Source organism: Elusimicrobiota bacterium, from assembly GCA_026388155.1.
Classification (GTDB): Bacteria; Elusimicrobiota; Elusimicrobia; order Elusimicrobiales; family UBA9959; genus UBA9634.
Genome location: JAPLKI010000025.1, coordinates 130,555 through 143,634, shown reverse-complemented (window position 1 = coordinate 143,634; position 13,080 = coordinate 130,555). Strand labels below are relative to the sequence as shown.

The window sequence follows — 13,080 nt, the reverse complement described above, 5'->3', positions numbered from 1 at the left end:
GCCGCCTGTTCCTATTTCAGGAAAATATTAGCAATTGTTCGCGCAGCGGTCAATCTGGTCGGGGCACCGGGAATCGAACCCGGAATTCATGCTCCCAAAGCACGCGTGAGAACCATTTCACTATGCCCCGCCCTTTTGAGTCTGATCAACTCTAAACAGACTCAAAAGGGCGGGGCTATGCCCCATCGCGAAACTCCTTTTGAGTCTGATCAACTATTTATATTGTAGCCAGTTTTAAACTGTCTTTTAACCGTTTCTTCAAATGGCCAATTACGCTGCCATGATGTTTCAATTTATATTCCCGGTTACAGGCGTCGTTCTTACTTAGGTATGCTTCATAGTACACTATTTTTAACGGGATGTATGGACGAGTTGATTGAACATCTCCGCTATTATGCTGTGCAATCCTTCTTCCCAAATCTTCAGTCACGCCTACGTAATGAAAACTAGTATCCGCGTTTGCCAGATAATAGACGTAATGCATTTCTTATACTATTCTACTAAAAATCATGGCGCTGTCCGGGCGGCGTGCAAGATTTTTGTCTAAAATTGCAGGAAAAGTATATAATATGGATATATTCCGGGATGGTGAAACGGTATCACGGCAGACTCTGAATCTGCTTTTCTAGGTTCGAATCCTAGTCCCGGAGCCATTTTGAAGGCCACGAAAGTGGCCTTCTTTTTTTGGCTCCGGGACAGCAAGCCAACTGCTTGGCTTGCGATAGGATTCGAAAGGCGGAGCGTTGTTGAGCCAGCAGGCGAAACCGCGAGCTGGGGTCGCGAGTTCAGGCGAGCGGCGGCGAGCCTGAAACTTGTGACCGAATCCTAGTCCCAGGCCCGCAAGGGCCTAGCAGTTTAGAAAATAGTCAAATAGTAAACAGCGTCCCCTGGCTCGGGTCGCCATTTGCGAGGCGTTCTTGGAAGGGAATCTTCTTCCGGAGGAAAATGATCTACTCCTCCGCGGTCGCGAACTCGCCCTTGTCCTCATAAACCATAACCATGGCTTTCGCGCCGAATATCCTGATTACATATCCGCCGACAGCGCCGCAGACATACGCGAATATTACCGTCACCACAATACCGGTAAGTTGCGCCTTCATTATGCCGGGAACGAAAAGTATCGCGACAAGGCCGCCCAGCAGGCCCGGCATGCCGTGCAGATTGTGCACGCCGCAGGTATCAACTATCTTAAGCGCGGCCTGAAGTTTCGGCTGTATCACGACATAGCCTATAACGCACAGCCCTCCGGCGAGCAGCCCTATCCCGAAAGCGACGGGCGCGCTGACGATGTTGCATGCGGCGCCTATCGCCACGCCGCCGGCCAGGGCCGCATTGGCCATGTCGGCGATAGCGGGCTTGCCTTTTCGCAATGCCGAGCTCAGGATAAAGGTCATAACCGTTGCGCCGCAAAGCGCCATAATGGTGTTGACGGCCGTTTGCTGGGCCTGAGCGTCCGGCACCACCGCGCTGCAGAAGCTGGGCCAGAAGAGCCACAGCACCATGGACCCGATCATTGAGAACCGGTCGGAGGTTTCATCCGTTTTAATTGCTACGGACAGGTGTTCCTTTTTTGTGAACGCCATCGCAAGGCCAAGCCCGAAATACGCGCCGAAGGCGTGAATAATTATCGAGCCCGCCGAATCCTGAAAACCTTTGGTTATGCCGAGCCCGCCGTCGAGAACAAGCCATTCGTTGACCATATAAGCGGGAACTATTATCAGGGCCAGAAGCGCGTATTGGTGAAGCTTAAGTCTGCCCAGCACCGCGCCCATGGCGATAAGGGCCGCCGCCACCGCGAATTCGGCGAACAGAAGCGCCTTGACGCTGTCCGCCGGGAAAGCCTCGGAAGATAAAACGCCGGTGGAGCGGAGGAACATGTAAACCGGCAGTCCGACCGCCACAACCAGGTAGGTGCCGGTAGTCGCGCTGTAGCCGTATTTTTTCACGGACACCATCAGGAACCCGAAGCCCACCAGAAGCATGGCCAGAATGTGGATGGAAAAATTGTACTGCTGGACCTGCCGCAAGCCGTCGGCGGCTATTTCAGTAGCAAAAACTCCGGCTGGGAACAATAGAATACCTGCAATGGCGCACAGAAGCAACACATGGTTTTTTTTCATAATAATCCGGTCCTTTTATTAAAAGCTCCGGAAATATTATATGAATTAGTAGGCAGACTTGTAAGGTTTTTCGACCATATGAATCAGGGAATCCCTGATACTTGCTATCTTCCGCAACTTATATGATTTCACTATCCACCGTCATAAAGACATTGACCATGCCCTTTTATTAAAAACCCCAGAAGTGTTATACAAATTCAGGCGAAGGTTTGTGGGCTCGTAAGGTTTTTAGAACATATAAATCTGGGAATCCATGATACTTACAATCCTCCGCAACCCGCCATAGCGGTGCAGGAACCCACGCTTAAACTGCCTGGCTCGCGTTAGGCAGGGGGAACCGCATTGCGGTGCCCCAATAGGATGGCTGTTCGGAGGGGGTGCCCGGACGCGAGTTCAGGAGAGCGACGGCGAGCCTGAAACTTGTGACCGAATCCTAGTCCCAGGCCCGCAAGGGCCTCCTCCGGTTTTTAGTGGTAGCCCTTTGGTGGGTAGTTCGACGCCCTCTTGCTCCGCGATCTGGTGCCGACTTAAAGCCGACACCTGATAACAGCCCGGGCGGAGAGGGGTTATGTTCTAAAATTCACCCATTTGCTAAAATAGTTAAATTAGGATAGAGGCAACAGTAATCAAGCCTCCGCCTCCTGAGGATGAATAACGCCCGATAGTTTCGGCATATTCGCGCAGGGCGGGTAAAAACTGTTTGCCTCCTGAAGCAGAGAATAAAGTGTATAGGTCCGCTGTATAGGTGTAAAATAAATGAGTTTGATGTGCGGCGTAAAATTTTTTTTATGGAAGAGGCTGCTAGGGAGCTTACCGCTTGCTATTCTGCTTTTCATAGCCGCTGGATATTTAGCCTGCGGGACCGGGCTGAGCGACGGATCTAGCCGCTGGGACTTTCGCGAATGCTTGGGGGCCATACTGTTGCCTGCGGCGTTCATCCCCGACCGCTTTGAGCAAACCCGAGGCGGTTTTTTTGTGATAGACGAATTGTTGGTGGTTTTTCCTCTTCAACTGCTCTATTCTTACGCTCTGCTGACCTTTAACGCCATTGCGATTGGTTCCGGAATGGCGGATAAAATTAGGCAAATATTCGGTGCAAAGGGGTAGAAAAAGGTACCTGGTACCTTTTTCTGGTACCTTTTTCAAGTTGGGGGGCCACGATTTACTATATCAACTCTATCTATTCTTTGATGTTTATGCGACTGTGGCCCCCGCAAAGGGGGCTGTTTTATCTTGGAAATTCAATTGATAATCATTTGGTAAAATATCAGGGTTGGGGGATATGTTGAAGGATAACAGTTGTTTAAGGAGAAAAAATTGTGGATGATAAAAAGACCATAAGCGATGAAGAGGCAAAAGTTATTCTGGCCCTTAAAGAAGTTCGATTGGCCACGATCAAAAAAATCCGTTCAGGGGGCAATGAACGCTACATAGGACTGATTATATCAGCCGGGATTTTGCTGTCGCCAATATTGTTCCATTTTGATCAGGAAACCACTAACTTTGCACTGTTGCTTGGTATTATAGTGGGCCTGGGCTGGCAACAAAAACGGAACGAGAATCGTTTCGATGAGCTTATCGATTTTCTGGAAAGAGAAGGTGTGATCCGTAAATAAAGACGTAATTCATTTCTAAGGCCTCGGCAGTTTTGCCGGGCTCTTTTAGGTCCGCCAGCGTTCCGCGAAGACGAGCCCGTCGGGTTCTGATATCACGTAATTCACGCCGTGCGGATGGGGAGAGTTCCCTTCATGCAACTCTGTAACCGAGAACCATTCGGCTCCGGGAAGTGCGCCGGCAGGCCACCAATCGGGCCGCTTTCCCGCGGACATCTGGCCGTACCGGGGGCAGGCGTATTCGTCACCTTTGCAGTCCGCGGGCGTGTGGGCCACGGCCGTTTTCCAGCCCGACCAGACCGTGCCGTCCTTCGCCTGGATAGCCTGTTTAAGAGTGCGTACTCGTTCGGGGGTAGTCTTCATGCTGCAGAGCGTCGCCGAGTCCATTCCGCCGCTGTTCCAGCCGTGTTCCAGAATATCGGAATCCGTAAGCGTAAATCCTTCCATGCCGATGACGGGGCCGCACATTTCACGGACCTGGGCGGACGAGTATTCCTTTGGGCCGAAGCTGCGGCTGGCCCGCAGAAAGAGGGCGGCAGCGCATACTATCAATACTATGGCGACGATCCCGGCGATCTTAAGAAATTTCATCATGTGCACTCCCTGAAAGCGCTAAAACAGGAATACTATCGCTATCATACAAAAAAGCCTGTGTTCCTAGGAGTAATAGGTTCCCATAATAGGGTTTTCATCAGTATTTGTGATAAACCAGTTGCGCAACTTGTCTGTTTGGGTGCGGGAGTTTTCTGATTTTTAGCTCTCTAGGTGAGGGCTTTTTTGTTTTGCGCATTTAGCCCGCGTTTTCAAACGGGTGAATTATCAGGTTCACTTTTCGGAAGTTCGGTCTTTAACTGTAAGGTAATGAGCGGGGGGGCGGCAACTATACAACAGTCTATTAGCAAAAAGCGCGGAATAATGTTCAAGAAGTGATTTAACGCCAAAAGAACCAGCTGTATGCCGAGAAGCAACATGATGCCGCCCGACCGCGAGTGGATATCCCGGAACTTTCTTGAGAATCTGTCCGCCATTCCCAATGTCGGAACATCCGGGTCGCCTCTTATTGAATTCAGGTCTTCTTCAAAGAAGTAGAGTAAAGGAAAAAAATTGGCCAGGATATACGAGAAAGTCATGCCGGCGATAAAGATCTCCAAAAAATTAAAAAACGTGACTGCCGGCGCGTAGTTCCAAAGTAACTTCAGGTTCGGATACGACATGAACTGAGCGAAACCTAAAAAAACCAGAATCGCAAGATGCCATGCATATAATAGGGACCTGGAAACTACTGAAAAATGGATTTCCGATAATGCGCTGAATAAAATCCCCGCCGAAAAAGCTAAGCATATAAAAAATAAAGCGGTCTTCACTGCCGGTCCTCCTATGGACGTAAATAGCGAGGCATTGGCAGAGATAGGCGGATTAAAATTAAAAGCCCCAAGTACCGCCCAGAAAAGGATGGTATATGACAGAACGTGGTATTTTGTCGTATCAGGCAGCGCAAAGAAGAGCATCTGATCCTGGTCACTGCCGGCGGATATCACCAACAGGAAGGCTTCAATAGCCATTCCCACGCAAAATAATATGATCGACAGCGCGTTCGGGTTTATCATCAGAGCGGCAGGGAAAAAATACGGAATTCCCTGTAAACCTATCATATATAAAGAGAACGGTTCCGGTCCATATAAATCAGGTGCGTAAAATCACTCATCGTTTTTCGCAAACGTGAAAACAAAATCCCCGATGAAAAATCGGGGATTTTTGTTTTCAAGCGATTCGGCTTGCCGGCTAATGCTTGACGAATTCCATCACTGTCGCCAGCGCCGGAAGCAGGATCGATCCCACCATCGCCTCTCCCGCCACCAGACCGGAGGCCAGGGGCGTCGCATAAAGATCGAACCCTCCGCCTTCCTCCGGGGAGAACTGGTGCCAGACGGCCGAGATCACGCTGCCGATGGCCATGCCGATGTTCAGCGAGGCCGGCAGGATCAGCGCAAATCCCAGCGCCGCCGGTATCGGCACAAACCAGAAGCGGCTCACCTCGTGGCCCTGCTTGTTGGTCTTCTTGAAAGCGAGCAGCAGCTCGAAGAAGACGCCGATGAAGATCGCGATAACGGACGCCTGCAGCGCGCCGTGCGGGAGGAAGGACAGGCCTTTCTCCATCACGATGGCGAGCGTGGCTATCTTCAGGCCCGTAGGGGCGGCGAGCTGGCCCGGGTTGAGACCTATGCCGTAGGTGCGCTCCAGCATATTGAACATTATCGGCGTCAGGATCGCGCCTATCGGTATCACTATCAGCTGGGCCAGGATCAGGGTCTTGAATTTGCCGCCCAGGCGCTGGGCCACCCAGAACGATGGCACGACGTTCTCCGAGGTGGCCTGCGGATTGGCGCTGACGTAGGCGGCGGTCAGGTTGGACCTGATTTGCGCGGGCCAGATCAGCCCGAACAGGAACTGCGTGGCGTTGGCCATCAGCGAGACCGGCCCGGAGCCGGTGATGCCGAGCACCCGCAGGCCGGCCACGATCAGGAGGGGCTGTATGGCCACCGCCAGCAGCACCTCCTCCCAGGGCATCGCGAACCAGGTACTGGTCATCCAGACCAGCAGCGTTACGCTGACGGCGATGCCGGTAGTGGTCCACCAGAGCGGTATGTTCTCGTCGGCCAGGGACTTGAGCTCATGCTTCTCGAATTTGACCTTGTCCCGGTGCATGAAATGGAGGACTATCGGGATGATCACGCTTGTAAGCGCTGCAGCTATCATCATGGCCGTGGCCGGCCACATCATCCACTGCACCACGTACTTGAAGTGGGAAGAGGCGCCAACGAACTCCCCGGCCTTGCCGCAGGTGGTGTTCAGAAAGTCCATCGCCTGCGCCTTCTTTGCGCCGTCCAGGCCGCCCACGGAGTTGAGCGTGTTCAGGCAGTTGCCGAAGTTCTCCTGGGCCACGCCGGAGAGGGCGGAGTACTTACCCACCAGTTCGCCGAAGGCGCTGACAAGCCAGGTGCCGAGCAGGCCGGAAAGGCCTACGGAGAGCGGTACCAGCATGCCAAGGCCGAAGGCCGCGAACTCGGGCCCCAGCGCTATGTTCAGGGCCGGGTTGGCGACGATGGAGGTGATGACGCCGAGCCCGTCGCGCAGAAAGGTCAGAAAGCCGGCGATGCCGGTGCTGACCAGCAGCAGGTCGCGCCGCCTCTTGCTGGTGACATTGGCCTTGGGATCGGTCAGGGTCTGCGCCACGCTAAGTGTCGCCTTGCTGCCCGGCCACGGGATGGAGTGGTCCCTCAGGATGGAGCCCCTCGGGAATATTCCCATGAACACACCGAGGTTGGCGGAGACGAACAGCCAGAGGAACATCTGCCAGGTGGTCAGGTTGAAGCCGATGTTGCGGCCAAATACGTTCTGGATGTAGTAGAACGCCGCGAGTATGACCACCATGAAGGCGATACTGGACACGAGGCCTATCATGGTCTGTATGATGTTGAGCTCTACGGCGAGCTCCTGGCCCTGCATGCGCTTGCCAAGCACGAAGGCGGCCAGGAACATGCCGCCCATGGTCAGGTCCACGCTCTGCCCGAGCTTCAGCGTTACGTACGGGGTCGCGGCTGCGGCCACGGCGCACAATAAACCGCCCAGCAACAGCAACCGCCAGTTAAGTTCTTTCATGTTGTCACCTCAGAGTTATAATATAGTTCCGCGGCGCGTTTTTTATTTCAAAAAATATTTTTCTGCTCCGCTTATTCCATTTATAATATAAATAATCCAAGAAGAAAAGCTATTTCGCCGGGAGGAAGGTTTGTTCTGCGCCCGCCAGGCGGGCAGGTAACGGTCATGTTATTGCGGCGCACCGCTTTGCCCCGCAAAGGGAGTTCCAGGTCCCAGCCTCCGTAAGGGGGCTGCTTTATAGGGGGGGAAGAGCAAGTGCCTTTTCGTTATTTACAACGGCAAAAATAATTACCTATGGGCAAGGATGAATTTTATAAGGATAGCGAGACCCGCCAGAACAAGCAGGACAGTTATGGTCCGGCTGGAAAAAAAACCTTCCGGTTTTATGTCTCCGGGCCGGGGCGCGGACAGGGTCATGCCGGACTGTTGTGCGGCCGCGTCGGCCTTCTTGAGGGCTTCTTCGTAGCTCGCGCGCACGTCAAGCGGCATGGCTTCAAGACTGTCGTATCCCGTGCCGTTTACCGTGAACTTGCGGCGGACGGCGCCGAGCCCGGCCGGGCCTAGCGCATTCTGTAGTATCTGCCTGTCCTCCTCCGGCACCTCGTCCAACGACCCGTATTCTTTCCCGTTTACCGTGAACTTGCGTTTGATATCAATATTGAAGTGAATGCCCATACGTTCAGCCTCCTCCCCGCCTTTCTACAAAATATATAAAACCTGTGGTAACAAAGGCAAATAAAATCCCCCGGATTTGAGGCCGGGGGAAGTCGGCGAGGAAGGGGCGGGGGAAAATTACACATGCGCCGGACTTGGGTGAAAAGTTCGAACGCCGTTTAACTCCCGGAAGCAGGCTCTGATGGTTCAAAAAAACGATTTATGGGAGAACCATCCCGTCTTTTTTATATCCGGGAATCGGCAGTTTCAGGGCTTCGTCCAAAAGACGTTTTCCAACCACAGGACGGCGCGGGCTCCACAACTCATGCTTCAGTTCTCCGGGGCTATCATCTGTCAGGTGATGGCTTGCTGTCAGTATCATCATGGTGCGGAGTTGTTGAAGGGGCGTGTCACCGTGACGTTTTTTTATCTCTTCCGGGGTGTCCTGGGGATGAATCGCCCACCGCAGCGAAAGGCGTTCCCCTTTAAACAAGATCATCAGTTTATCGTACACTTCATCGTCAGTCATAGTTGTTTAACCTCCGTCGCCGGGAGTTGCATGTGTACCGTGGCTCTCCGATGTTTTCCATGCCTATACTGCGTTAAAACCTGTTCCAGATACGCCTGAGTATGCCTTTACCTCCTAAATACAGGGTTGCTGCCGAATGAAACTCCGGCAGTAGCAAAGATCTCTGCTATAAGCAGAACTGCTAATATTTTGCGGGGAATTATGCTGACTTGGTTTTGTTTCATAATCCACCTTCGCGATGCGAAACAACTCCTGAGTCCGATGGTGAATCCAGATTAAGGTCTGGAGGTGGATACTCCCCGGCCAATCCCGGGGATTACATCTTGACATACATATCATGGTTGACATATGTCAAATGGAACAGGGCCAAAGGACCTATTCGTGAATAGGACTTTAGACCCAGGTCCTATGCGTTCTATCTCTTTCATTATAACAGCTTATACGATAACTCCCGACCTTCCCATACCACTTTAGCCGTTACGGCGCGCGCGTTTTCTTTCTTTTTCAGCATGCCCCATGCTATGGCGAAGCGCTCAAGCTGCACCTTGGCGCCGGTAGAGCCGGAAACTGAAGAAAGTCGGGATTCTATTCCGGCTCGGGGAGTTTTTTAATTTCAACCCTCCTTTATGGCATAATAACCGAAATATGATTTTGCCTATTTGTTCAAAGCGGCCTTACCGCTGCAAACCGGACTAAAGCTGTACTGAGGGTTTGACAGATTACAACGGTTCTGGTCAATGAATAAAACTACGGACTATTAAATGACTAAAATAATCGTGTTTGCCATGCTTTTTACCCCGGTATCCGCGCAGGCGAAAAACAGCGGTGATTACCGTCCCATCGCCGATGAGCTGATTAAAAACTGCGAAGGCATGGATAAAACGATAGCCGTGGCCGGGTTTTCCTATTCCGACGGCCGCGATTCCAGGGACGGAAGCTTTGTGGCGGAGCGTCTTACGGCCGAACTGGTTGAAATTAATAAGACTAAAGTTATAGAGCGGAAAGAAATAGAAAGACTTTTTAAAGAATTGAAACTCCCGCTTCCCGGCGCCATGGATCTCGGTTCCGCCAAAGGAGTCGGCAAAGTGGTAAGCGCCGGCTGCGTGGTGGTGGGAACCTTAACCGAACTCCCCGCCAGGCGGTTGGAATTAAACGCCCGCCTGGTCGAAGTGGAATCTGGAAAAGTCATCACCGCCGCCTTAGGCCTTATAGAAAAAGATTGGCTTGAGCAATATAGGAAGATGCTTGAAGAGCAAAACAAGATAATTGAGAAAAACCCGAAGGACGCGCAGGCATTTTATGGGAAGGCCGTAATGTACGCTGAGTTGGGGGAATATGATAACGCCATAGCCGCCTTTAACATAGCGATCAGTCTTGCCCCCGCCGATTTTAAAGCTTATTTCAGCAGAGGCAATGTTTATCGCGAGCAGGGCGGGTATGATAAAGCAATTGAAGATTTTTCCAAAACGATAACAATTAACCCCGCGCTTGCCGCGCCCTATTCCAACCGCGGATCGGTATATGTCACTAAGGGCGAGTATGAAAAAGCGATCAATGATTCTTCCAAAGCGATAGCAATTGACCCGAACAGCATTACGGCCTATTTCACGCGCGGAACCGCCTATTATAATACTGGCGAGCACAACAAGGCGGTTGAGGATTATTCCAAGGCGATAGAACTTGACCCGAAGCGCGCTTTGGCATATTCCGGCCGGGCACATGCCTGCTTTGCCCGGGGCGAATATGACCGGGCAATTAGCGATTCTTCCAGGGCGATGGCAATTGACCCGAAATGTGCCGACGCATATTTCAGCCGGGGGCATGCCTATTTCGGCAAGGGCGAGTATGACAAGGCGATTAAAGATTATTCACGGATGATCGAAATTGCCCCGGAGGACGCCAGGGCATATTCCCAGCGCGGAGCCGCCTATGCTTTAAACGGCCAATTCAATAAGGCGATCGAAGATTGTTCCAAGGCGATAGAAATTGACCCGGATGACGCCAAGGCATACTCTCAGCGCGGAGGCGTTTATGCTTTGAGGGGCGCGTCCGTGGCGGCGATTAAAGATTATTCCAGAGCGATAGCAATTGACCCGAAGCTTGCCGAGGCGTATTCCAGCCGGGGGACAGCCTACCTGGCCGAAAATCAATATGATCAGGCGATTGAAGATTATTCCAAGATGATAGAAATTGACCCGAAACTCGCCGTGACATATTATAAACGCGGAAATATCTATCTCAAGAAGGGCGAGTTTTACAAGGCGATCGAGGATTATTCCAAAGTAATAACACTCGATCCGGCGTATGTCTGGGCGTATTATTACCGCGGCAGCGCCTACGCTAAAACGGGTGAACTGGATAAGGCGATCGAGGACTTTTCCAAAGCGCTGGCAATTAAGCCGAACCTTGCCAACGCATATTACAACCGCGGGAATATCTACGGTGAGAAAGGCGAGTATGATAATGCGATTGAAGATTTTTCCAAGGCGATAGCGATCGACCCGAAGGATGCCAAAGCATATTATGGCCGCGGAGTTTCCTATAGTAAGAAGGGGGAATATGACAAGGCGATCGGGGATTTTTCCAGCGAAATAGCGATTAACCCGAAGTATGCCAAGGCATATAATAACCGCGGGCTTGCCTACGAGAATAAGGGCGATTACAAAAAAGCGGCGGCTGACCGCGAAAAATACCGAAAGTTGACAAAACCCAAGTAATTAACCGCTTCCCCGAAGTAATAAATCCCCGAATTACGCCTGAAAATATTCCATAACAGCGCGTTTTGAACAACGCTTTTAACGCGTCTGTACGCTTAAATAGAATGAGTTCCCGTCACGCAGAATATCCAAAAGCACACCCTCGCCTATATTGGCTTTTGCAAAGGCGGAAGAAAAATTTTCACCTTAAACTGAACAGGAATGGAAATTAAGACGGAAACTTTGCCAAAAGCGTACAATTCAAAAAGGGTGATAAAATATGAATGAAAACATTAAAGTTATCACTTTGGATTTTGTAAATGCGTTTTTGCTGAAAGCTGAAAACGGTTATGTTTTGATTGACACCGGTTTGCCCGGCCACGGAAAACCGTTTTTAATGACGGACTATCTAAACAAGCCGGCAAAATAATTTAAGGAGGTCCATATGAAGCTGAAAACGGCATTTTGTATCATGGCGGCATTGTTCTGCGCGCACACTGTTTTATCTGCCGCTGAGGAAATTCAGACGCTCCGGCTGGCGAAGCCCCGGACAAGCGGCGGAAAGCCGCTGATGCAGGCGCTAGCGGAGCGGAAAAGTTCGCGGGATATCAGCGGCAAAGAGCTGCCGCCGCAGCTGTTTGCCGATCTTCTCTGGGCCGCTGCCGGCGTTAACCGGCCCGAATCCAAAAAACGCACCGCGCCTTCGGCGATGAACTGGCAGGAAATAAGCGTATATGTCGCCACGGCGAAGGGGCTGTATCTCTATAATGCGAACGCAAATTCGCTGGAACCGCTTGTTTCGCACGACATACGCCCTCTCTCCGGATTACAGAGCGCGGCGCAGGCCGCTCCGGTCCTTCTGCTGTATGTGGCTGACTATGCAAAAATGGGAAGTGAACAGTCTGACATGCGGGATCTTTATTCCGCGGCGGATACCGGGTTTATAAGCCAGAATGTTTATCTCTTTTGCGCTTCTGAAGGCCTGGCTACCGTGGTTATGGGGGGAATTGACAGGCCGCGCCTTTCTAAAGAGATGGGTCTTGGGCCCGGGCAAAAAGTCGTTCTTGTACAACCGGTAGGTTATCCGAAGCGGGAACAGAAGGGCGCTAAAGGATGAGGGAAAATATACGGGTGCGGTGCGCCGCTTGAGAACCGGCCAGGTATAAAAGAAATAGGAAGGGGAATTAACGCTATTTTTGCAGCCCGACAATTTTCAGTTTGACCGAAAAAGAATCAACGAATTCGCTCTCAGCTTCCCAGGAACGCCTTAAGCGAAGGGCAAGTTCTGCTTCGCCGGGCTTTGCGGCCTCAAAAGTCAAAAGCTTTGTCCCGCCTCTTCCCACTATATGTCCGGACAAATTTTCCTCGGGCGCGATATACTCTTCTTTTTCCAGGCCGACAAAAGGCGCGCCTGATTTATAAACTTCCCACTGATAGCCTGTGGTCGGGTTCTCGGGAAGGGATACCTGGAATGTTTCTCCCATGGCCAATTCAAATTCCCGGCCATTTTCATTTTGCGTTATTATTTTCCGGTCTTTCTCCTGTTTCATAATCACACCTTCTCCGGCCTTTTCTCTCAAGGAACGATACTGGCATGAAACTAAACCTGATAAAAAGATAAAGCACAACCCCCAAACACACCAGGCCGGCTGTTTTGAAGAAACCTTTTTTTTATTTTTATCAAAATCCACGGGAAACATAAAGTTAGCGCTCCCTCATGGAACCGGACGCTCGATCTCCCGGTTATCTAAAGTCTGCAATGCGCCCTTGAAAGGCCGCAAAAATTAATCACTACCGTTATAATACAA

The 13,080-nt window shown here is 51.4% G+C and carries 12 protein-coding genes and 2 tRNA genes; 5 read left to right on the top strand and 9 right to left on the bottom strand.

Going from position 1 to position 13,080, the window contains the following annotated elements:
• Nucleotides 1–55: 55 nt before the first annotated feature.
• Both NTX59_12910 and NTX59_12905 read right to left on the bottom strand, forming a co-directional pair.
• Nucleotides 56–130: transfer RNA gene (locus NTX59_12910), tRNA-Pro, on the bottom strand.
• 87 nt (nt 131–217) lie between these two features.
• Complete coding sequence (locus tag NTX59_12905) at nt 218–484, bottom strand: GIY-YIG nuclease family protein (GenBank protein MCX5786574.1); 267 nt, start codon at nt 482–484, stop codon at nt 218–220.
• Nucleotides 485–579: 95 nt separating this feature from the next.
• On the opposite strand from NTX59_12905, the gene NTX59_12900 reads away from it, so the two are divergent.
• Nucleotides 580–653 (top strand) — tRNA-Gln (locus NTX59_12900).
• Nucleotides 654–950: 297 nt separating this feature from the next.
• On the opposite strand, the gene NTX59_12895 is transcribed toward NTX59_12900, so the two are convergent.
• The gene (locus tag NTX59_12895) at nt 951–2,120 is read right to left on the bottom strand and encodes an ammonium transporter (protein ID MCX5786573.1); all 1,170 of its coding nucleotides are present in this window, start codon (nt 2,118–2,120) and stop codon (nt 951–953) included.
• A 1,319-nt stretch (nt 2,121–3,439) separates the two neighbouring features.
• On the opposite strand from NTX59_12895, the gene NTX59_12890 reads away from it, so the two are divergent.
• Nucleotides 3,440–3,736: a hypothetical protein gene (locus tag NTX59_12890; GenBank protein MCX5786572.1), complete on the top strand. Its 297-nt coding sequence runs from the start codon at nt 3,440–3,442 to the stop codon at nt 3,734–3,736.
• Nucleotides 3,737–3,781: 45 nt separating this feature from the next.
• Here NTX59_12890 and NTX59_12885 read toward each other — a convergent pair whose 3' ends face one another.
• The 5 genes from NTX59_12885 to NTX59_12865 all read right to left on the bottom strand — a co-directional run bounded on the left by NTX59_12885 (nt 3,782) and on the right by NTX59_12865 (nt 8,576).
• Nucleotides 3,782–4,327 carry a hypothetical protein gene (locus NTX59_12885; GenBank protein ID MCX5786571.1) on the bottom strand — a complete coding sequence of 182 codons (546 nt, stop codon included), beginning with the start codon at nt 4,325–4,327 and terminating at the stop codon, nt 3,782–3,784.
• A 209-nt stretch (nt 4,328–4,536) separates the two neighbouring features.
• Complete coding sequence (locus tag NTX59_12880; GenBank protein MCX5786570.1) at nt 4,537–5,385, bottom strand: hypothetical protein; 849 nt, start codon at nt 5,383–5,385, stop codon at nt 4,537–4,539.
• Between the two features lie 130 nt (nt 5,386–5,515).
• Nucleotides 5,516–7,393: an OPT/YSL family transporter gene (locus NTX59_12875; protein ID MCX5786569.1), complete on the bottom strand. Its 1,878-nt coding sequence runs from the start codon at nt 7,391–7,393 to the stop codon at nt 5,516–5,518.
• Between the two features lie 288 nt (nt 7,394–7,681).
• Nucleotides 7,682–8,068 carry a hypothetical protein gene (locus tag NTX59_12870; protein ID MCX5786568.1) on the bottom strand — a complete coding sequence of 129 codons (387 nt, stop codon included), beginning with the start codon at nt 8,066–8,068 and terminating at the stop codon, nt 7,682–7,684.
• A 199-nt stretch (nt 8,069–8,267) separates the two neighbouring features.
• Nucleotides 8,268–8,576, bottom strand: coding sequence for a hypothetical protein (locus NTX59_12865; GenBank protein ID MCX5786567.1), 309 nt, complete (start codon nt 8,574–8,576; stop codon nt 8,268–8,270).
• Nucleotides 8,577–9,337: 761 nt separating this feature from the next.
• Here NTX59_12865 and NTX59_12860 point away from each other — a divergent pair.
• The 3 genes from NTX59_12860 (at nt 9,338) to NTX59_12850 (ending at nt 12,389) form a co-directional block, all read left to right on the top strand.
• Entirely contained in the window at nt 9,338–11,293 is a 1,956-nt protein-coding gene (locus NTX59_12860) for a tetratricopeptide repeat protein (protein ID MCX5786566.1), read from the top strand.
• A 259-nt stretch (nt 11,294–11,552) separates the two neighbouring features.
• On the top strand, nt 11,553–11,702 hold the full coding sequence (locus NTX59_12855) for a hypothetical protein (protein ID MCX5786565.1): 150 nt from the start codon (nt 11,553–11,555) through the stop codon (nt 11,700–11,702).
• A 15-nt stretch (nt 11,703–11,717) separates the two neighbouring features.
• Nucleotides 11,718–12,389 carry a SagB/ThcOx family dehydrogenase gene (locus NTX59_12850; GenBank protein ID MCX5786564.1) on the top strand — a complete coding sequence of 224 codons (672 nt, stop codon included), beginning with the start codon at nt 11,718–11,720 and terminating at the stop codon, nt 12,387–12,389.
• A 73-nt stretch (nt 12,390–12,462) separates the two neighbouring features.
• Here NTX59_12850 and NTX59_12845 read toward each other — a convergent pair whose 3' ends face one another.
• The gene (locus tag NTX59_12845) at nt 12,463–12,822 is read right to left on the bottom strand and encodes a protease inhibitor I42 family protein (protein ID MCX5786563.1); all 360 of its coding nucleotides are present in this window, start codon (nt 12,820–12,822) and stop codon (nt 12,463–12,465) included.
• Between the last annotated feature and the right edge of the window lie 258 nt (nt 12,823–13,080).

What these genes read in the sequence shown, in the direction of transcription:
- NTX59_12905 (MCX5786574.1), bottom strand. Translation starts at nt 484, where the DNA reads ATGCATTACGTCTATTATCTGGCAAACGCGGATACTAGTTTTCATTAC.
- NTX59_12895 (MCX5786573.1), bottom strand. Translation starts at nt 2,120, where the DNA reads ATGAAAAAAAACCATGTGTTGCTTCTGTGCGCCATTGCAGGTATTCTA.
- NTX59_12885 (MCX5786571.1), bottom strand. Translation starts at nt 4,327, where the DNA reads ATGATGAAATTTCTTAAGATCGCCGGGATCGTCGCCATAGTATTGATA.
- NTX59_12880 (MCX5786570.1), bottom strand. Translation starts at nt 5,385, where the DNA reads ATGATAGGTTTACAGGGAATTCCGTATTTTTTCCCTGCCGCTCTGATG.
- NTX59_12875 (MCX5786569.1), bottom strand. Translation starts at nt 7,393, where the DNA reads ATGAAAGAACTTAACTGGCGGTTGCTGTTGCTGGGCGGTTTATTGTGC.
- NTX59_12870 (MCX5786568.1), bottom strand. Translation starts at nt 8,068, where the DNA reads ATGGGCATTCACTTCAATATTGATATCAAACGCAAGTTCACGGTAAAC.
- NTX59_12865 (MCX5786567.1), bottom strand. Translation starts at nt 8,576, where the DNA reads ATGACTGACGATGAAGTGTACGATAAACTGATGATCTTGTTTAAAGGG.
- NTX59_12860 (MCX5786566.1), top strand. Translation starts at nt 9,338, where the DNA reads ATGACTAAAATAATCGTGTTTGCCATGCTTTTTACCCCGGTATCCGCG.
- NTX59_12855 (MCX5786565.1), top strand. Translation starts at nt 11,553, where the DNA reads ATGAATGAAAACATTAAAGTTATCACTTTGGATTTTGTAAATGCGTTT.
- NTX59_12850 (MCX5786564.1), top strand. Translation starts at nt 11,718, where the DNA reads ATGAAGCTGAAAACGGCATTTTGTATCATGGCGGCATTGTTCTGCGCG.
- NTX59_12845 (MCX5786563.1), bottom strand. Translation starts at nt 12,822, where the DNA reads ATGAAACAGGAGAAAGACCGGAAAATAATAACGCAAAATGAAAATGGC.